The organism is Peribacillus sp. (assembly GCF_059453735.1).
Map to the genome: position 1 here is coordinate 1 of NZ_JAZVJO010000048.1, position 19,989 is coordinate 19,989.

The 19,989-nt window shown below is 38.1% G+C and carries 21 protein-coding genes; 3 read left to right on the forward strand and 18 right to left on the reverse strand.

Going from position 1 to position 19,989, the window contains the following annotated elements; all coding sequences use genetic code 11:
- From AC52RT_RS01500 to AC52RT_RS01535, 8 genes are all read right to left on the reverse strand, one after another.
- Nucleotides 1-1,169, reverse strand: a 1,169-nt coding sequence (locus AC52RT_RS01500; protein ID WP_495539116.1) for a GGDEF domain-containing protein, incomplete at its 3' end; no start/stop codon positions are given.
- Between the two features lie 38 nt (nt 1,170-1,207).
- Nucleotides 1,208-2,152 (reverse strand): YybS family protein, encoded by a 945-nt coding sequence (locus tag AC52RT_RS01505; RefSeq protein ID WP_495539117.1) that lies wholly within the window; start codon nt 2,150-2,152, stop codon nt 1,208-1,210.
- 302 nt (nt 2,153-2,454) lie between these two features.
- Entirely contained in the window at nt 2,455-2,694 is a 240-nt protein-coding gene (gene rpsR / locus AC52RT_RS01510) for a 30S ribosomal protein S18 (RefSeq protein ID WP_040374706.1), read from the reverse strand.
- A 45-nt stretch (nt 2,695-2,739) separates the two neighbouring features.
- Entirely contained in the window at nt 2,740-3,282 is a 543-nt protein-coding gene (ssb, locus tag AC52RT_RS01515; RefSeq protein WP_340847478.1) for a single-stranded DNA-binding protein, read from the reverse strand.
- Between the two features lie 53 nt (nt 3,283-3,335).
- Complete coding sequence (gene rpsF / locus AC52RT_RS01520; protein ID WP_040374708.1) at nt 3,336-3,623, reverse strand: 30S ribosomal protein S6; 288 nt, start codon at nt 3,621-3,623, stop codon at nt 3,336-3,338.
- A gap of 199 nt (nt 3,624-3,822) precedes the next feature.
- Nucleotides 3,823-4,923: a redox-regulated ATPase YchF gene (gene ychF / locus AC52RT_RS01525; RefSeq protein ID WP_495539118.1), complete on the reverse strand. Its 1,101-nt coding sequence runs from the start codon at nt 4,921-4,923 to the stop codon at nt 3,823-3,825.
- Nucleotides 4,924-5,093: 170 nt separating this feature from the next.
- Nucleotides 5,094-5,291, reverse strand: a complete 198-nt coding sequence (locus tag AC52RT_RS01530; RefSeq protein ID WP_495539119.1) for a DUF951 domain-containing protein — start codon at nt 5,289-5,291, stop codon at nt 5,094-5,096.
- Between the two features lie 27 nt (nt 5,292-5,318).
- The gene (locus AC52RT_RS01535; protein WP_495539120.1) at nt 5,319-6,140 is read right to left on the reverse strand and encodes a mechanosensitive ion channel family protein; all 822 of its coding nucleotides are present in this window, start codon (nt 6,138-6,140) and stop codon (nt 5,319-5,321) included.
- 259 nt (nt 6,141-6,399) lie between these two features.
- Here AC52RT_RS01535 and yyaC point away from each other — a divergent pair, with 259 nt between their 5' ends.
- Nucleotides 6,400-7,023: a spore protease YyaC gene (gene yyaC / locus AC52RT_RS01540; RefSeq protein WP_495539121.1), complete on the forward strand. Its 624-nt coding sequence runs from the start codon at nt 6,400-6,402 to the stop codon at nt 7,021-7,023.
- 267 nt (nt 7,024-7,290) lie between these two features.
- On the opposite strand, the gene AC52RT_RS01545 is transcribed toward yyaC, so the two are convergent.
- From AC52RT_RS01545 to rpmH, 10 genes are all read right to left on the reverse strand, one after another.
- A complete protein-coding gene (locus AC52RT_RS01545; RefSeq protein WP_495539122.1) occupies nt 7,291-8,148 on the reverse strand; it encodes a ParB/RepB/Spo0J family partition protein in 858 nt (285 codons plus the stop codon).
- Nucleotides 8,141-8,902 carry a ParA family protein gene (locus AC52RT_RS01550; RefSeq protein ID WP_495539123.1) on the reverse strand — a complete coding sequence of 254 codons (762 nt, stop codon included), beginning with the start codon at nt 8,900-8,902 and terminating at the stop codon, nt 8,141-8,143. Before AC52RT_RS01550 ends, AC52RT_RS01545 begins: the two co-directional genes overlap by 8 nt.
- Nucleotides 8,903-9,105: 203 nt before the next feature.
- The gene (noc, locus tag AC52RT_RS01555) at nt 9,106-9,957 is read right to left on the reverse strand and encodes a nucleoid occlusion protein (protein ID WP_495539124.1); all 852 of its coding nucleotides are present in this window, start codon (nt 9,955-9,957) and stop codon (nt 9,106-9,108) included.
- 98 nt (nt 9,958-10,055) lie between these two features.
- Complete coding sequence (gene rsmG, locus AC52RT_RS01560; protein WP_495539125.1) at nt 10,056-10,772, reverse strand: 16S rRNA (guanine(527)-N(7))-methyltransferase RsmG; 717 nt, start codon at nt 10,770-10,772, stop codon at nt 10,056-10,058.
- Between the two features lie 25 nt (nt 10,773-10,797).
- Nucleotides 10,798-12,684 carry a tRNA uridine-5-carboxymethylaminomethyl(34) synthesis enzyme MnmG gene (gene mnmG / locus AC52RT_RS01565; RefSeq protein ID WP_495539126.1) on the reverse strand — a complete coding sequence of 629 codons (1,887 nt, stop codon included), beginning with the start codon at nt 12,682-12,684 and terminating at the stop codon, nt 10,798-10,800.
- Between the two features lie 21 nt (nt 12,685-12,705).
- Nucleotides 12,706-14,088 (reverse strand): tRNA uridine-5-carboxymethylaminomethyl(34) synthesis GTPase MnmE, encoded by a 1,383-nt coding sequence (mnmE, locus tag AC52RT_RS01570; RefSeq protein WP_495539127.1) that lies wholly within the window; start codon nt 14,086-14,088, stop codon nt 12,706-12,708.
- A gap of 312 nt (nt 14,089-14,400) precedes the next feature.
- Entirely contained in the window at nt 14,401-15,027 is a 627-nt protein-coding gene (gene jag, locus AC52RT_RS01575) for an RNA-binding cell elongation regulator Jag/EloR (protein ID WP_495539128.1), read from the reverse strand.
- Entirely contained in the window at nt 15,024-15,812 is a 789-nt protein-coding gene (gene spoIIIJ, locus AC52RT_RS01580; protein WP_495539129.1) for a YidC family membrane integrase SpoIIIJ, read from the reverse strand. Before spoIIIJ ends, jag begins: the two co-directional genes overlap by 4 nt.
- A gap of 166 nt (nt 15,813-15,978) precedes the next feature.
- The gene (gene rnpA / locus AC52RT_RS01585; RefSeq protein WP_495539130.1) at nt 15,979-16,335 is read right to left on the reverse strand and encodes a ribonuclease P protein component; all 357 of its coding nucleotides are present in this window, start codon (nt 16,333-16,335) and stop codon (nt 15,979-15,981) included.
- A gap of 85 nt (nt 16,336-16,420) precedes the next feature.
- Nucleotides 16,421-16,555 carry a 50S ribosomal protein L34 gene (gene rpmH / locus AC52RT_RS01590; RefSeq protein WP_340847499.1) on the reverse strand — a complete coding sequence of 45 codons (135 nt, stop codon included), beginning with the start codon at nt 16,553-16,555 and terminating at the stop codon, nt 16,421-16,423.
- Between the two features lie 674 nt (nt 16,556-17,229).
- On the opposite strand from rpmH, the gene dnaA reads away from it, so the two are divergent.
- Complete coding sequence (gene dnaA, locus AC52RT_RS01595) at nt 17,230-18,579, forward strand: chromosomal replication initiator protein DnaA (RefSeq protein ID WP_040374722.1); 1,350 nt, start codon at nt 17,230-17,232, stop codon at nt 18,577-18,579.
- A gap of 199 nt (nt 18,580-18,778) precedes the next feature.
- On the forward strand, nt 18,779-19,915 hold the full coding sequence (dnaN, locus tag AC52RT_RS01600; protein ID WP_495539131.1) for a DNA polymerase III subunit beta: 1,137 nt from the start codon (nt 18,779-18,781) through the stop codon (nt 19,913-19,915).
- Nucleotides 19,916-19,989 lie beyond the last annotated feature (74 nt).

Consider the following 19,989-nt stretch of genomic DNA (forward strand, 5'->3'; position numbering starts at 1 on the left):
ATTTCTTCCATAAGTCTGCGCACACTATTATCAATTTCGTTAACATTCACGACTATGTACCCTTCACGCTGATTCATCTGGGCCACCTTCAAGATTCCTATTGCTGAACCAATCGCATCCATGTCAGGGAATTTATGACCCATAACGATTACTTTATCGCTATCCACCACGATATCTTTAAGGGCATGAGAAATGACGCGTGCACGTACCCTAGTCCGTTTTTCCATGGGATTGGTTTTCCCCCCATAGAATTTCACTTTACCGTTTGCTTGTTTAATGGCCACTTGATCACCGCCGCGGCCAAGAGCTAAATCTAAACTTGATTGAGCAAGGGTTCCTAATTCAGGGAGCATAGACACCCCTGAGCCGACCCCAATGCTCAAAGTAAGCGGTACATCTTGTTTTGCTGTTGTTTCCCTGATTTCATCAAGGATTGAAAACTTTACTTTTTCAAACTGATGCAGGATTGCTTCGTTGAATACAGCAATATACCGGTCTGAGGATGTCCGTTTTAAAAAGGCACCATTATCTTTTGCCCAATGATCAAGCAAAGATGTAACCATGCTGTTAAGAGAGCTTTTTCGCTGATCATCCATTCCTTGTGTTAATTCATCATAATTATCGAGGAAAATAATCGCGATTGCTGTACGTTCATTTTCATATTGTTTCTCAATTTCAACTTGTTCCGTGACATCAAAAAAGTACAACAGCTTTTCTTCCACTTTATGAATTACCTTAAATTTACGATCATGTAGGGTAACCGTCTCTGTCTCAATATCCTGCTTAATTAACGGAACTATCGTTTCAGCTACATCGTATAAAGATCGTCCAGCGAGTGAATCTTCATCAAAACAAGAAGCTAAGAATGGATTCGTCCATTCAATATACATATCATCGTTAATAAGCATAATACCAATCGGCATTTCCAGCAGTGCTTCTTCGCCGACCTTTTTTAGACGGTACGATAGAGTAGAAATATACTCCTCTGTCTCACGATGATTACGTATCTCCGTTCGCAGGGCGAAAAAAAACATAATAGACAGAACAAGCAAACCTAAAAGCGCAGTCCACCAATTATAATAAGCGAGCATGCCTACTAGCAGGACTGCAACACTTAAAAGCCCGTAAAGCGGGAAAATCACCGCATTTTTTTTAAAATAAGATGGCATAATTTCAGCTCCTAAAAGCACCTATAAAATAAGTCTCTTTACTCTTTCTTTTTCGCAATGCTTTGACGAAAAGGAAAACCTAAATCTATTATACCTAATATCCTAACTATAGACTGTACGATTGGTAAAACAAATGAACCAGCAAGCACCAAGTAAGGAATGACCTTTGGCCACTTTTTCACGTGAGCAAAATAGAAGACAAAAGAATAACCTTGAATCAGGATAAGTATCTGCAAAATAAACATTAAATTGACGAGTGCCAGATACATAAAGCTAGTTTTTTCTGGGTTCACAACCAACGTCAGAACCATAGTAAGTAAATAATACCATAAAAGACTTTTAGGCAGTTGTAGTTCTCTAAATGAAGGCCATTGAATTTTCATGTTGCTGAAACGCTTTATAATTGGCTGTGAGACAAGGAAAAACAATATTACGATTATTGCTGAGACTAGAACCAAGAGCGTTGGCAGCAGAGTATTCATCATCTCAAACATATTGTTTACATCTTCTATTCTTTCTTTTGGGATCGTCTGCCCAAAACGTTCTAGTATTTCGGTAGATTTGACCATAGAGGTATCAACGATGGTGAAGAATTCATCTATAGGATTAATCTTAAAAATCCAACTAGTGCCCCCCAAAACAGCTAATATCATACCTAGTACGACTAATACCGTGTTCACAAAAAGCATAATAAAAGGCTGTTCTCTTTTTAAACAATAACCTATTGTTATCCCTGTTAAACCCATAAGGAGCGTCAAGGGGATGGCAAACATTGTACCAAATATCAACGTTAGTACGCCCGCTATAAAAAGAAAGCCGAATGTCCAGGCTGTACTATGCTTTAATGCCATTAAAATAAATGGAATCGGTAAAAAGAAAAACAAAATACTTCCAATAATAGGAAGGTAGATCGTCATTAATAACAGTACACTGTAAAGTGCAAGCAGCACTCCGCCTTCGGTAATCTTTCTTCCACTGTTCAACTTTCCACAACCTCTCCACTATTCAACCAATCTGTCATTACATTGATTACTGTTTCTTCTATTTTATCCTGTAAAACGGCTTCATTTCAATTATTCACTTCTTATAGGGAACTTATCTTCATTATTTCCCATTTCAGCTTGTTTATTGTATGTATTGGATAGAGGACTATAAAAGCTAGAAGGCTGTCCATAATAGGTCAGCAAATTATTTACTAGTAAAAATAAGATGGAGTGTAAAAGGTATGTAATAAAAAAAGCCCTGTAAGGCTCCTAAAGAGCAAACAGGACTTTAGTTAAATGACTTATTCACCAGTAACATATGGTAGTAATGCCATTGTACGTGAGCGTTTAATAGCAATCGTCAATTTACGTTGATATTTAGCGCTAGTACCCGTTACACGACGTGGTAAAATTTTACCGCGTTCTGAAACGAATTTTTTAAGAAGATCCACATCTTTGTAGTCGATGTGAGTAATTCCGTTTGATGTAAAGTAACAAACCTTTTTACGCTTACCGCGTCCTTTACGTCCACCCATTGCCATAATATATTTCCCTCCCTTATTTAAAAATGCCTTGTTTGTTCAATATCAAAATGGCAGATCATCATCAGAAATATCAATCGTTTTGCCATCATTAGCAAATGGATCGTCATCTACACGAGTGTAGTTGTTATTGCTGCGTTGATTCTGGTTAGTATTTTGACCTTGGCCTTGTCCAAATGGATTATCATAGCTGCTGCTGTTGCCGCCGCTGTTATTGCTTTTTTGATTACCATAAGAACTACTTTCCGTCTTATTGCCTCCGGTACTACCCTTTGGCTCTAAGAATTGAACACTTTCAGCTTGTACTTCAGTAATATACACCCGTTTACCATCTTGACCTTCAAAATTACGTGTTTGGATACGACCGTCCACACCAGCTAGGCTTCCTTTTTTAAGGAAATTAGCGACGTTTTCTGCCGGTTTACGCCAAATTACACAATTGATGAAATCTGCTTCTCGTTCACCCTGCTGGTTCGTATAAGTACGATTAACCGCCAAAGTGAAGGTTGCCACAGGTACTCCATTAGGTGTATATCGTAATTCAGGATCTTTAGTTAAGCGACCTACTAAAACTACGCGATTCATCATAAGAATCCACCCCTAAGTTTTCCAAAATGGTTAGAAATGTTTATCTATTAAAATTATTTTTCGTCTTTTGTTATCATATGGCGGATAATGTCTTCACTGATCTTAGCTAAACGATCAAATTCTGATGTCGCAGTTGAATCAGCGTTAACTCTTAGAAGCATGTAGTAGCCATCACGGAAATCATTGATTTCGTATGCTAAGCGGCGTTTACCCCACTCTTTTGCTTCAGTAAGTTCCGCACCATTATCAGTAAGGATTGTGTTGAAACGTTCAACTAACGCTTTTTTAGCGTCTTCCTCAATGTTTGGACGGATGATATACATAATTTCGTATTTTCTCATCTCTGTCACCTCCTTTTGGTCTAAGCGGCCCATTGGGCAAGGAGCAATTTTTATAATTACTCACAAGAATAAATTATAGCATAGTGATTTACATTATGCAACGAACTGTCCTAATAATCTCCAATGGGATATAAATGATAACTCGATTGATCTAATCAACAAAAAAACATGACCTCTGCCTATTAGCAGAGGTCTGTTTTTACACGTTGAATCGGAAATGAATAACGTCTCCATCTTGAACAATATATTCTTTACCTTCAAGACGCACTTTCCCAACCTCTTTAGCTGCACTGTGGCTTCCTGCAGCAAGCAGGTCTTCATAAGATACGATTTCAGCACGAATAAATCCGCGTTCAAAATCTGTATGGATAATCCCCGCACATTGAGGAGCTTTCATACCTTTACGGAAAGTCCATGCGCGTACTTCTTGTACCCCAGCGGTAAAGTACGTAGCAAGGCCTAATAACTGATAAGAAGCACGAATCAATTGATCCAGTCCAGATTCTTCAATTCCTAACTCAGAAAGGAACATTTCTTTTTCTTCACCTTCGAGCTCAGCAATTTCTTCTTCAATTTTGGCACAGATGACGATAACTTCAGCATTTTCTTTCGCAGCATATTCTCGAACAATTTGTACATATTCATTGTTCGCTGCATCGCTTATTTCATCTTCACTTACATTAGCAACATATAACATCGGTTTAGCTGTTAAAAGGTGCAAGCCCTTCACGACTTTTAGCTGCTCATCGGTAAACTCTACTGCTCGAGCAGGTTTATCTGCTTCCAGTGCTTCTTTAATCATTACAAGCACTTCATGCTCAATCACTGCTTCTTTGTCTTTTTGCTTTGCCAGCTTTCCAACACGATCAATACGCTTATCAACAGACTCTAAGTCAGCAAGAATTAATTCAAGATTAATGACTTCAATATCATCAAGCGGATCCACTTTTCCCGATACATGCGTAATATTATCATCACTGAAACAACGAACAACCTGACAAATTGCATCTACTTGACGGATATGAGAAAGAAATTTATTACCAAGACCTTCTCCCTGACTTGCGCCTTTTACGATCCCAGCAATATCTGTAAATTCAAAAGCAGTTGGAACTGTCTTTTTAGGCTGAACTAGTTCTGTTAACTTTTGAAGACGGTAATCAGGCACCTCTACGATTCCAACATTTGGATCAATCGTACAGAACGGATAGTTAGCTGATTCTGCACCAGCTTGGGTAATTGCATTAAATAAAGTAGACTTACCAACGTTTGGCAAACCAACGATTCCTGCAGTTAAAGCCATTTATATTTCACTCCTCTGAATTATCTATCAAGATACAGCATATTACATTCCGGAAATAGACATAAACCTTTCCCAATTATAGATTTTGCCTGTAGAAAAGTCTAGTCTCTACCCAAAAGACACCATTGGGAATAAGAGAAATACGTTAGAACCAAAGAAAAAAGCATGGTCTATTCCTCATGCTTTTTCAAAACCTTTTTCATTTTTCGAGAAAATTCGCGCCTTGGCAGCATGACACTATGACCGCAGCCTTCGCATTTAATTCTGATATCCATACCTAACCGAATGATCTTCCATTGGTTATCTCCACATGGATGGGGCTTCTTCATCTGAACAACGTCATGTAATCCATATTCCTTCTCTTCCATGCCTCATCTACCTTTACCTATAGACTTTTAATTTCCCGGACTCCATTCATGTTGGTCTAAACAATCCTTTACTTCTTTCCTGAGCACCCTGCTGATTGTTATACTCTTATTGGGTAAGGTTTCTGCAGTAATCCTCAACACAATTTCAGTTGGGCTTAGGGTTTCAATCCCGAGTATCTCAGGTGCCTTCACTAATTCATTGTATTTATCGGGTAAAGTACTGAGCATCGCAACAATGGCACTTTCAGCTAACTGTACATTTCCGTCATAAGGAAGCGTAACATCGACCACGGCAACACTGTTTAGCATTGAATAATTGGTCACTTCAAGAATACTTCCGTTTGGAATAACATGAAGCTGACCCGTCACGTTTTTAATTTTGGTTGTTCGAAGACCAATTTCAAGGACTTCTCCTTCAAAATCTTTCACCTTAATATGATCGCCTACAGAGAATTGATCTTCTAAGATGATGAAAAACCCTGTAATAATATCCTTGACCAGACTCTGAGCTCCGAAACCAATGGCCAAACCAACGATCCCAGCTCCAGCCAGTAATCCCTTAATATCTAGTCCACACACTTCTAATGCCATAATCAAAGCAATAAAATTAACGATATAAGTGATAACATTTTCTAAAAGTTTTAATAGAGTTGCTTCCCGGCGTTCTGATACCCTGATCGGACTTTTAGAACGAACGAGAAAATATTTAGTAATCACTGCCTTGCTTACTCGAATAACAAGTCTTGATAAGAAGAAAATAAGAATTAACTGTAAAATACCTCCACCAAGATCTATCCATAACTTTTCATCGAAAAATTCTTTTTTTAGTTTACCTCCAATATAATCCATTAAATCCACCTATTCTGCATAAAAAAATAAAAAAAGTAGTGTAAATCTATCTTAACAACAAATATTGGGTTTTTGTATAAAAAATATTTGGGTATATAAGTAAAACCAACAATAATCCTGCTGACTAATACTCCGCAGAATAACTATATGTTCTCCAATGTAAAAACTCTTTAATTTTTTTTGATAAATCCCCCGCAGCATGTATACCCTTTCCTATTTATCCGTATACTGTTAGTACTAGTTAAGAGGAGTGGAAGCGATGAATCTGAAATCGAGTTTTTTTGATAATAAAAACAGCTTGAGCAGAATCTTACATGAAGATCTTGATGCATCTAAACAAATATCCAAGGAATTGCTCTCATTGCTTCCTGTCCAACCAAGACCGATTGTTATCGCTTGTATAGGAACCGATCGCTCAACCGGTGATTCTCTTGGCCCTTTAGTAGGCACTCTTCTACAAGAAAAAACCTCATCTTCCGAGTTTTTTGTATATGGGACCCTTGAAGATCCCATGCATGCTATGAATCTTAAAGAACGCCTGAATGATATTCAGCAAACTCATCATAACCCTTTCATTATTGGTGTAGATGCCTGTTTAGGGAAAGTGAAAAGTATAGGAATAGTCCAGGTCGGTGAAGGACCCGTAAAGCCAGGGGCTGGTGTAAATAAAGAATTACCAGCGGTCGGGGATGCCCATATTACCGGTATAGTCAATGTCAGCGGCTTTATGGAATTTATGGTATTACAAAATACCCGGCTCAATCTTGTCCTGAAAATGGCCACGACCATTGCAAATGGTATCTATTTTGCCAGCAATCAAATTCACCAAAAACAAGCATTCCAACCATTCAATTGGACATTTGATCAGGAAAAGACACTGTAAGAAGGGGAATATCTCCTTCTTTTTCTTTTGCAGACGACTCTTATACAGGAATAGTAAAATAGTAGACGATTGAGATCCGTAAGCAAATATGCCACTCTGATTTCGATAGTGAACATCATACTTCAATCGGGAATATTTTTAACACCCTTCCCGCCAGCTTGCTTCCTGATGCAAAATCCATTAACCAGTGTACCTAACAGAACCACTTCCAATCCCCTCTTTTTTCACCTAAACCATATACAAAAGAAACCATCTATAAAAGATGGTTTATGAAGAAGGAGAGTTCTGATCTAATATCTCCATAATTCGTTCTAAATCCTCTTCAGAGAAAAATTCGATTTCAATTTTCCCTTTTTTCTTTGTTTTTTTAATCGTGACCGTCGTACCAAATCGTTCACGCAAATTCGCTTCTCTTTCCTTTAGAAAAACATCTTTCTTTTGTTTTGGCTTAGGCGTTTCACGTGGAACATCCTGATTTAACATATGAATGTAGGTTTCTAGCTGACGGACGTTCCATTGCTCTTTAAGTACTTTATTAATCACTTCATGTAAGCTGTTTTTATTTTTTAAAGAGAGAAGCGCCCTGCCGTGACCCATCGATATTTTTCCAGACGAGATAAAAGATTGAATATCTTCAGGAAGAGCTAGAAGGCGAATATGATTAGCCACATGGGGCCGGCTTTTTCCAAGTCGTTTTGCTAATTCTTCCTGTGTGCCTCCTAGTCTTTCTAATAAAGTTTGATAGGCGACAGCTTCCTCAATGGGATTTAAGTCTTCTCGCTGAAGATTTTCTAAGATAGCAAGCTCCATCATTTGCTGCTCGCTCATTTCTCTTACTACAACCGGAACAGTCTTAAATCCAGCTTCCTTTGCTGCTCGGTATCGCCTTTCTCCTACGACGATTTCATACCCTCTTATACTTTTTCGCGCAATAATCGGCTGTAGTATTCCATGTTGCATAATCGAATTTTTTAATTCTTCTATCGCCTCAGGACGAAAAACTTTCCTAGGCTGATAAGGATTTGGTCTTATTTCCTTGATTTTAACTGCCTGTACCATATCATCTTTTCCCGTTTCTAAATTGGGAAACAGTGCATTAAGTCCTTTTCCAAGGCCTTTAGCCATTTGCAACCACTTCCTTTGCCAATTCTAAATAGACCTCTGCTCCCCGTGACTTTGGATCATAGATAATAATCGGTTCCCCATGACTCGGTGCTTCACTCAGTCTGACATTCCGAGGGATGATCGTTCGATACACTTTATCCTGAAAGTACTTTTTTACCTCTTCAATGACTTGGATTCCTAAATTCGTGCGAGCATCAAGCATCGTCAGCAGCACGCCTTCAATCCTCAACTCATGATTAAGATGTTTTTGTACAAGGCGAATCGTGCTTAACAGTTGGCTTAACCCTTCAAGTGCGTAATATTCACATTGGACAGGAATTACAACAGCATCAGCAGCGGTCAGTGCGTTCAATGTTAACAAACCTAGTGATGGCGGGCAATCAATAATAATATAATCATAGTCTTCTTTTACCTCTTCAAGTGCCCTTTTTAAGCGTACTTCCCGGGAAATAGTTGGAACCAGCTCAATCTCAGCACCTGCAAGCTGAATGGTCGCAGGGATTATATAAAGTTTTTCAACTTTCGTCTCTCTAATGACGTCAGATGCTTCTACGTCATCAACCAATACATCATAAATACATTGTTCCACATCTGCTTTATCAATTCCTGCCCCGCTTGTGGCATTCCCTTGAGGATCAATGTCCACCAATAAAACCTTCTTACCTATGTAAGCTAAACACGCACTCAAGTTAACAGAGCTAGTCGTTTTTCCTACACCGCCCTTTTGATTGGCGATGGCGAGAACCATTCCCACGGTGTCACCTTCTTTCTAATCATAGTATTCTATCAATATTCATTATTTATCAGTAAAAAATAGTAGAAATTACTATTTATTTTCCAATTTTAGTTTACCATGAAAATATGCGTTTCGACTCATTTTCTCGTACTGAAGTGAAGAGGGAAAAGAAGGGTTTCAAAAAAACCCGGTAATCATTGATTACCAGGCATGTAAACCATTTATTTTTTCTTGGGGATTTTGATAGTGAATTGATAATACTCCTCAAATTCTTCTTCTTCAGAATCAAGATTAATCCCGTTATCCGTTACCATAGAAAGAGATTGTCGGATTGTATTAACCGCGATCCGCATATCCTTGGAAAATGCTTTCCGTTTCGGCTTCGGTTTTTGCTCGGTACTGAGCAGTCTAACTACCCGTTCTTCGGTCTGTTTAACATTCAAATTGCGTTCAATGATTTCCTCAAGAAGCCTGATTTGTTTTTCAGGGTTTTTCAAAGGTATCAATGATCGAGCATGTCGCTCCGTAATTTGCTTGTTGAGTACCGCTTGCTGGACTTCCTGTGGAAGCTTTAACAGTCTAAGCTTATTTGCTACAGTAGACTGTCCTATTCCCAACCGCTGAGCAAGAGCTTCTTGGGTTAATTGATGCAATTCTATAAGTTTCCCATAAGCTATCGCTTCTTCAATGGGTGTTAATTCTTCACGCTGGAGATTTTCTATAAGTGCTACTGAAGCCGTTTCAGTATCATTAAAATCTTTTATAATGGCTGGAGCCGTTTCCCAGCCAAGCTTTTGCATGGCTCGGAAACGCCTCTCACCAGCAATTATTTCGAATTTCCCTGATTCATACTCTCTCACAACAATCGGTTGAATGATGCCATGTGTATGTATCGTCTGAGCTAACTCGGAAAGCTTATCATCATTAAAAACTGTTCTTGGTTGATATCGGTTCGGGACAATGTCGGAGATGGAAAGTTTCATGATTTCATCATTTCTATTAGGTTCTTCCATCTCTTTCTGTTGTTCCTCTTTTTCGCCTAACCCGAAGAATCGCGAAAAAGGATGCTTCATACTCCTACACCACCTTTACAAAACTCCCACATAACATATTCTCTATAGATTTACTAAAGTCCTTCATACTCGGCAAAATTGTTCAAGCCGGTTTGTACTTACTCAATCGGCATTTTATTTGGAGTACCCGGTTTACGCGGATATTTCCTAGGTGTTTGCTTTACCTTTTGAATAATAATAATATTTCTTTCGCTGTTTTCTTCAGGTAAAAGAAACGGATGAACTTGATCCAATTTTCCACCCATAGCAGTAATCGCCTTTTTTCCAATATCTATTTCTTCTCCTGCACTAGCTGCCTTCATTGCAATAAAGGTGCCGCCTGGCTTAACCAGAGGCAGACATAACTCACTTAAAACTGACATCCTGGCAACTGCTCGGGCCATAACAATATCGTATTCTTCCCGTTGGTCAGCTTTTTGAGCAAACGTTTCAGCACGATCATGATAAAACGTCGTGTTTTTCAACTGAAGAGAAGCGGCCAGATGCTCGAGAAAAGAAATCCTCTTATTTAACGAATCAACAATGGATACCTGAAGATTCGGGAAACATATTTTCAGCGGTATACTTGGAAAACCCGCTCCTGCGCCTACATCACAAATCTTATAAGATTTAGTAAAATCGAAATAAAAGGCGGCGCTGACAGAATCATAAAAATGTTTTAAATAAACATCCTCTTTTTCAGTTATGGCCGTTAAATTCATTTTTTCATTCCACTCTACCAAGAGCTCGTAATAGGTTTCAAACTGTTGCAGTTGAAGAGAGGAAAGCTCAATTCCCTTCTCTTTCAACTGTAACGAAAATTGTTCTATTTTCATGAGTTAAACATCCTTTTTAGGTCTTTTATCCTTCAACACGCGCAATTTTTCCTTGTTCTAAATAAACAAGTAATATTGAAACGTCTGCAGGGTTAACCCCTGAAATTCTTGATGCCTGAGCGATAGATAGCGGCAGCACCTGTTTTAGCTTTTGACGTGCCTCTGTAGCCAATCCTGAAATGGCGTCATAATCAATGTTAACCGGAATTTTTTTGTTTTCCATCTTTTTAAGCCTATCTACTTGCTGAAGGGACTTTTCAATATATCCTTCATATTTGATTTGTATTTCTACCTGTTCGGTTACATCATCATCTAGCTCGATTTCACTTGGTATAAGCTGATTTATATGGCTATAACTCATTTCTGGACGCTTAAGCAAATCGGAAGCACGAATGCCATCCTTTAACTCACTGCCGCCGCCTTCTGTTACTATGTGCTGTACTTCTTCAGTTGGTTTAATGAAAATTGATTGTAATCTGGCTTTTTCTGCTTCAACGGCTGCTTTTTTTAAGCTGAATGCCTGATAACGATCTTCTTTAATTAAACCAATTTTATGACCAAATTCTGTTAAACGAAGGTCTGCATTATCATGGCGAAGCAATAGACGGTATTCTGCCCGGGATGTTAAAAGTCGATAAGGTTCATTCGTTCCTTTTGTAACAAGATCATCTATTAACACACCAATATACGCGTCTGCACGGCTAAGAATCAATTCTTCTTTTCCAAGTGCCTTTAATCCTGCATTGATTCCGGCCATCAATCCTTGACCAGCAGCTTCTTCATAACCTGACGTTCCGTTGATTTGACCAGCTGTATATAAGTTTTTCAACTTCTTCGTTTCAAGTGTAGGCCATAGCTGAGTTGGAACAATTGAATCATACTCAATCGCATATCCAGCCCTCATCATTTCACTTTTCTCTAGACCGGGAATAGATCGAAGAATTTTATGTTGAACTTCTTCAGGTAAACTAGTGGATAATCCTTGTACATAAACTTCTTGTGTATTACGTCCTTCTGGTTCCAAGAAAATCTGATGACGCGGCTTATCATTAAATCGAACGATTTTATCTTCAATGGATGGACAATAACGAGGACCGGTCCCCTTAATCATACCTGAATACATGGGAGAACGATGAAGATTATCATCAATAATTTTATGAGTTTCTTCATTTGTATACGTTAACCAGCATGGCAGCTGATCCGTGATAAACTTCGTTGTTTCATAAGAAAATGCACGATGTTCTTTATCACCTGGTTGAATCTCAGTTTTACTGTAATCAATTGTATGGCTGTTAATTCGAGGCGGCGTTCCTGTTTTAAAACGAACCAAGTCAAATCCAAGCTCCTGCAAATGCTCGGAAAGCCTAATGGATGGCTGTTGATTATTGGGACCGCTTGAATATTTCAAGTCACCAAGAATAATTTCTCCGCGCAAGAATGTTCCAGTCGTAATCACAACTGTTTTAGCTCGATAAACGGCACCCGTTTTTGTGATAACCCCTGTACAAACATCGTCCTCAACAATCAGCTCTTCAACCATTCCTTGAAGCAGCGTCAAATTCGGTTCATTTTCAATTGTTTTTTTCATTTCCTGCTGATATAAAAATTTATCTGCTTGTGCTCGTAAAGCACGAACAGCTGGACCTTTTGCTGTATTCAACATTCTCATTTGGATATACGTTTTGTCGATATTTTTTCCCATTTCTCCGCCTAACGCATCAATTTCCCTTACAACAATTCCTTTTGCAGGGCCGCCAACTGATGGATTACACGGCATAAACGCGACCATATCAAGGTTAATCGTAATCATTAATGTCTTAGCACCAACTCTAGCTGCCGCAAGACCTGCTTCACTTCCTGCATGTCCTGCCCCAATGACAATTACATCATAACTTCCAGCATCATATTGCATTCTTTTCCCTCCTACTAATTTTTATTTTCCTAAACAAAATTGTGAAAAGAGCTGATTGATTAAGCCATCTTGCACGCTTTCGCCAATAATTTCGCCCAGCAGTTCCCATGCTTTCGTAAAGTCAATTTGAACTAAGTCTATAGGTACCCCCGCTTCAATCGCTTCAATGGATGATTCTATTGCTTGTAAAGCTTGACCCAACAAGGCAATATGGCGCGCATTCGAGACATACGTAAGATCGCCTACTTCCAATGAACCCTTAAAGAATAATGACGCAATCGCTTCTTCTAAATCATCGATTCCTTGATCTTCTAGAAGAGAGGTAGATACAATTTGTTTCGCACCAATTTGTTTAACTCGATCGAGATCAATCTTTCTAGGAAGATCAGTTTTGTTAATGATAACAATAACATCCATACCTTCAATTGCTTCAAATAACAATTCATCTTCATGTGTGAGTTCAGCTGAATTATTTAAAACAAGCAGGATTAGATCTGCTTCCTTCAAAACCGCACGAGAACGCTCAACGCCAATTCTCTCAACAATATCTTCAGTTTCACGAATGCCGGCTGTATCAACCAATTTTAGTGGAACGCCTCTAACATTTACATACTCTTCAATCACATCACGTGTCGTACCTGGAATATCAGTAACAATCGCTTTATTTTCATGTACTAAGCTATTAAGAAGTGAGGATTTCCCCACGTTTGGTCTCCCAATAATGACCGTTGATAATCCATCACGTAATATTTTTCCCTGCTGAGAAGTATTTAGAATTTTTTCTATTTCCGTTTTCACGAAATAGGCTTTTTCTAAAAATAAACGGTGTGTCATTTCTTCAACATCATCATACTCCGGATAATCTATATTAACCTCGACTTGTGCGAGGGTTTGCAAAATTTCTTGTCGTAATCGACGGATAAGCTGTGAAAGCCTTCCCTCCATTTGACCTAATGCAACATTCATTGCTTTATCTGTTTTTGCACGAATTAAATCCATTACGGCTTCTGCCTGTGAAAGATCTATCCGCCCATTTAAAAAAGCCCGCTTCGTAAATTCACCAGGCTCGGCCAATCTAGCTCCTTGAGATAGAACCAGCTGCAGGACACGATTTACTGAAACGATTCCGCCATGACAGTTGATTTCCACTACATCTTCACGGGTAAAAGTCTTCGGACCCTTCATGATAGAAACCATCACTTCTTCCACTGTCTCTCCCGTTTTAGGATTGACTAAATGACCATAATGAATCGTATGTGAATCAGCATCTTCTAAACTTTTATTCCCCGGACCACGGTAGATGGAATCAGCAATTTGATAGGCGTCATCTCCACTGATCCTTACAATGGCAATGGCACCTTCTCCCATTGGCGTAGAAATAGCTGTAATTGTATCGAATTCCATTTGTCTTTCACCTCGGTTTAGTTAGAAGTTCACGACTATTGTCAGGAGCTTACAACCATGTAATTATCTATTATTAAAAAAACTTTAATTGAACCCTAAATTACTACAATATCATAGTAATACTATGAAAAAAAGCAGATAACCCTTTGCTTATTCCAAGTTATCCACATATTTTGAGAATGCAGCTAGTTTATTTTAACTTATCCACATGTGAATAACAACAGGGCGGAAACTGTTCCCTTTTCAGCGTTTAACGGCAAATGCTGGGTGAAACATGAAAAAGGTCCTTCTGCCATTGGCAGAGGGACCTTTTTAGGCTTTATTTTTTGGAGAAATGATTACATGACGGAAAGGTTCTGCACCACTAGATGTCGTTTTGATTTTCGGATTTTTCAAAAGTGCATTATGAAGAATCTTTCGTTCATATGAAGGCATCGGTTCAAGAGAAACTTCTTTCCCAGACTTATGTGCTTTATCTGCCATTCTTTCAGCTAATTGGATCAGCGTATCTTTCCGCCTTTGCCGATACCCTTCAGCATCGACAACTATCGTAATATACTGTTTAGAATGTCGATTTGCGACAAGCTGAGTTAAATATTGAAGCGAATTTAATGTTTGACCTCTTTTGCCGATTAATAAGGCAATTTTTTCACCGGATAAATGAAAGGTAACAACTTTCCCTTCCCTTTTTACCGTAATTTCAGAATGAACATTCATTTTTTCGCTAATATTCTTAAGAAATTGACAGGCTTCTTCGACAGGATCCGGCAGCAACGAAGCATGAACGACTGCTTTTCGTGCACCTATCCAGCCAAAAAATCCTTTTTTACCTTGATCGACCACTTCAATTTCGACTCTATCTCTAGTGGTGTTCAATTGAGCTAAAGCAGATGAGACTGCGTCCTCGACAGATTGTCCTGCAGCAGTTACCTGTTTCACTTTTTCTTTGCTCCTCCCGCATTTTCGGCAGCTAATTTTTTCATATCTGGACCTTTGATGACTAATGTTTGAACAATCATAAAGATATTACCGACTACCCAATATAATGAAAGAGCAGCTGGGAAATTAATTGCAAAAATCAAAATCATAACCGGCATGATATAAAGCATCATTGTCATTTGTGCAGCCATTTGCGGATTGGACTGAGTACCAGCCATCGTAATTTTTTGTTGAATGAAGGTCGTAATACCCGCAATAATTGGCAGCAGGTAAATTGGATCTGGATTTCCTAAATCAAACCAAAGGAAACTATGTTTTGCAATTTCTTCGGTACGACTAATCGCATGATAAAACCCAATTAAGATTGGCATTTGGACAATCAACGGGAAACAACCTGCAAGAGGATTAACGTTATATTTTTTGAAGAGCGCCATCGTTTCTTGCTGAAGCTTTTGTTGAGTTGCTGCATCCTTAGAGGCGTACTTATCTTTCAGTTCTTTCATTTCTGGCTGAATAGCCTGCATCGCTTTTGAACTTTTTGTTTGTTTGATCATTAATGGGAGCATTGCAAAACGTATAAGCAACGTAACGACAATCAAGCCTAATCCGTAACTATTCCCCAATAACTCAGAACACCAAATAATCAGCCTGGATAATGGATAGACAATATATTCATTCCAAAAACCACTGCTGCTCGAATCAATTGGTTTATTGATCTCGGTACAACCTGCTAATAACATCGTGATCGATGCCAAAGCTATTATTAGTATGATTCTTTTCTTCAACCGTAATTTCCTCCAATCTTCAAAACAATCTGATAAAAAAACTCAATTCAGAATCCAGGATGCATAGCGTCCTGGATTCTGATGGTTGTCCCATAAGGGATTCTTATTTAAGAAGCACTCCCAAAAAGCTTATCTATGTTTAACTTTTATGACTATATAAAGGATATTATCTTTTTTTGGATTGGAAAGTCAGCGAATCAGACCGCTTTAGCACATGTGTTAAGCTGCCTTTCACTTCAGAAAATTCCATATCAGCTGCAGGTTTACGGGCAATCACCACATAATCCTTACCAGTTTGGATGTTTTCTTTTAATTCTAGAAAAGATTGTCTGATATATCTTTTCACTTGATTACGAACAACAGCATTCCCAATTTTTTTGCTAACGGAAAGACCGATTCTAAAATGATCCTGATCTGGCTTTTCAAGGACATAGACAACAAATTGCCTATTAGCGAATGATTCACCCTTTTTAAAAGCCAGCTGGAATTCATCATTTTTTTTTATTCTTAGCTTTTTTTTCATGCTTTACACCTTCAATAACCTTAATTGGGACAAATTAAGAACCGCTGATTATGAGAAAAAAAGACCACTGAAATTTTTCAGTGATCTATGCAGATAATACTTTTCTGCCTTTGCGGCGACGTGCAGCTATAACTCTACGTCCAGATTTCGAGCTCATACGGCTACGGAAACCATGAACTTTACTATGCTTACGCTTATTTGGTTGATACGTACGTTTCATTTATGACACCTCCCTGAGGAATAACAGTTAAAGACAGTCTAGCTAATTATATAGATCAACCCAGTAAATTGTCAACCTTTCCTTAAAATTAATTACGGTTGCTATAAATGTTCCGCAAAGAACTTTGGTTGATCATTCACCTAACCTAAATGAAAAACATGAAGTTTATTGTTATTCCAGCACCCTGTGGATAGTTTTTCGACACTATTTTTATTATCCACAGGCTTTTCGCATACCTTTACACATAGTATTTGGCTGTGGAAAAGTTTTTCCCACAGCCTGTCCAACTTGTGGATAAACTTTTCTAAGCCATTGCAACTAGTACAAATATCTGATATTATATTTGTGTTTTCACTCTGGATAACTAGCGAGGACAAAATAAGTTATCCACAGATTGTTAATAACATGTGGATAGATTTTCCCAGCTGTGGATAATCCGTTGTCCACAAACAGTGGATAATGTCGAAAACCGTTTATCTTCCTTATTATATATTTTCTCCTATACCTGTTGATGAATATTTATCCTATTTATTAAAATGAGCTTACTTACTCCTGTACAATAGTTGTACAGCAAAAAAATGAAGTATGTATCTTTGTCGAGCATGCAAGGCAGAAGTCGATTAATCTGTCCTTTTTATATTTTTTTTTAAGAATTTTGTAAAGGAGGGATTGTCTTGGAAAACATCGATAGTTTATGGAACCAATCACTATCTAAAATGGAAAAGAAGATTAGCAAACCCAGCTTTGAAACGTGGTTAAAATCAACTAAAGCTTATATGCTTCAAGGAGATATATTGACGGTTACCGCTCCAAATGAATTTGCACGAGACTGGCTGGAAGAGCGCTATTCTCATCTTATCTCTGAAGTATTATTAGAATTAACCGGCGAAGAGCTGGAAGTTAAATTTATTATCCCCTCTAACCAGGAAGATGATGAGTTCATTGTTCCTGCACCTGGGAAGAAACGCAAAAAGAATGAAAATGCTCAAAATGATTTTAACCAATCTATGCTGAATACAAAAAATACATTTGATACGTTTGTTATTGGGTCTGGAAACCGATTTGCTCATGCTGCTTCACTTGCCGTTGCCGAAGCACCTGCGAAAGCATATAATCCACTGTTTATTTACGGGGGAGTTGGTCTAGGAAAGACTCATCTTATGCATGCTATTGGTCATTATGTACTCGAGCATAATCCTCGAGCAAAAGTAGTATATTTGTCTTCCGAAAAGTTCACGAATGAGTTCATTAACTCCATTCGTGACAATAAAGCCGGAGAATTCCGAGATAAGTATCGCAGCGTTGATGTTCTTTTAATCGATGATATTCAATTCTTAGCTGGAAAAGAACAGACACAGGAAGAATTTTTCCATACGTTTAATGCTCTTCATGAAGAAAGTAAACAAATTGTTATTTCTAGTGATCGGCCGCCAAAAGAAATTCCTACACTGGAAGATCGTCTGCGTTCTAGATTTGAATGGGGCCTGATTACAGATATCACACCTCCTGATCTAGAAACTCGGATTGCCATCCTGCGTAAAAAAGCTAAAGCTGAAGGATTGGATATTCCTAATGAAGCCATGCTTTATATTGCCAATCAAATTGATTCCAATATTCGTGAACTTGAGGGAGCGCTTATTCGTGTTGTGGCGTATTCTTCCTTAATAAATAAGGATATTAATGCGGATTTAGCTGCAGAAGCACTAAAAGATATCATTCCAAGCTCTAAACCGAGAATTATCACCATCCTTGATATCCAAAAAACGGTTGGTCAGCATTATAGTATTAAACTTGAAGATTTTAAGGCTAAAAAACGAACGAAGACCGTCGCTTTCCCACGTCAAATTGCTATGTATTTATCCAGAGAGCTGACTGATTTCTCACTTCCTAAGATTGGTGATGAATTTGGAGGCCGAGACCATACGACAGTTATTCATGCACACGAAAAAATATCGAAGCTGCTTCAAACTGATTCACAATTGCAAAGACAAGTAAAAGAAATCCAAGAACAGCTCAGGGTATAAGCTCTGGAAACTGTGTATAACTTGCTTGCATTTACACACAGTCTGTCCACATGTGGATAGACTGTTTCCCCTTGGCTTTTCAAGGGTTATCCACATATCCACAAGCCCTACTACTATTACTACTATCTTTTAAATAAAAAATATTATATATATATGCGGCTAAAAATGAAAAAAGCACTCTATTTTAGGAGGATGTAAAATGAAATTTATTATCCAGCGTGATCGTCTTATTCAAAGCGTCAATGAAGTCATGAAAGCTGTAACCTCCCGAACAACTATTCCAATTTTAACTGGGATCAAATTAACGGCAGATTCAGAAGGTTTAACATTGACAGGCAGCGATTCAGATATTTCTATTCAATCATTTATTCCTGTTGAAGAAGATGAACATGAAATTGTTGAAGTAAAAGAAAGTGGATCGATTGTCCTTAATGCACGCTTTTTCGGTGAGATCATTAAAAAGTTACCTATGGATACCGTTGAAATTGAAGTTCATAATAATTTTCAAACGACCATTCGCTCAGGTAAAGCTGAATTTAATTTAAATGGCTTAGATGCTGAAGAATATCCGCACCTGCCACTTATTGAAGAAGAAAATATGATTAAAATACCAGCTGATCTTTTAAAATCTTTAATTCGTCAAACCGTGTTTGCAGTGTCCACCTCAGAAACACGCCCCATCTTGACAGGTGTAAAGTTAGAGGTTCAAAACGAAGAGTTAACCTGTATTGCAACAGACAGCCATAGACTAGCAATGAGAAAAGCGCCTATTGAAAGTAAACTAACGGATGCTACTAGTGTGGTCATTCCAGGGAAAAGCTTAAATGAACTGAGCAAAATTCTTGATGATAACAACGAAATGATTGAAATGGTTATTACAGAAAACCAAGTGCTGTTTAAAGCAAAAAATCTATTATTCTTCTCAAGATTATTAGAGGGTAACTATCCCGATACATCCCGTTTAATTCCTTCAGAAAGTAAGACAGATGTGATCGTTCATGCAAAGGAATTTTTAAAAGCCATTGATCGTGCATCTTTATTAGCAAGAGAAGGACGTAACAATGTTGTCAAACTTTCAACTCTTCCTGGAGGAGTCATTGAGGTTTCTTCTAATACACCGGAAATTGGTAAAGTAGTTGAAGAAGTTCAAGCAGAACTCATTGAAGGTGATGAGTTGAAAATATCTTTCAGTGCTAAATTTGTTATGGATGCATTAAAAGCGCTCGAAGGTACGGATATCAAAATTAACTTCACAGGTGCTATGCGCCCATTTGTTATCCGCTCTATTCATGACGATACAATGCTGCAATTAATACTTCCAGTTCGAACTTACTAAGTTAAACCATTAATTTTTTTCCATAGAAAAGGTCTGTTTAACAGGCCTTTTTTCTGTAGGTTACATTTAAAAAC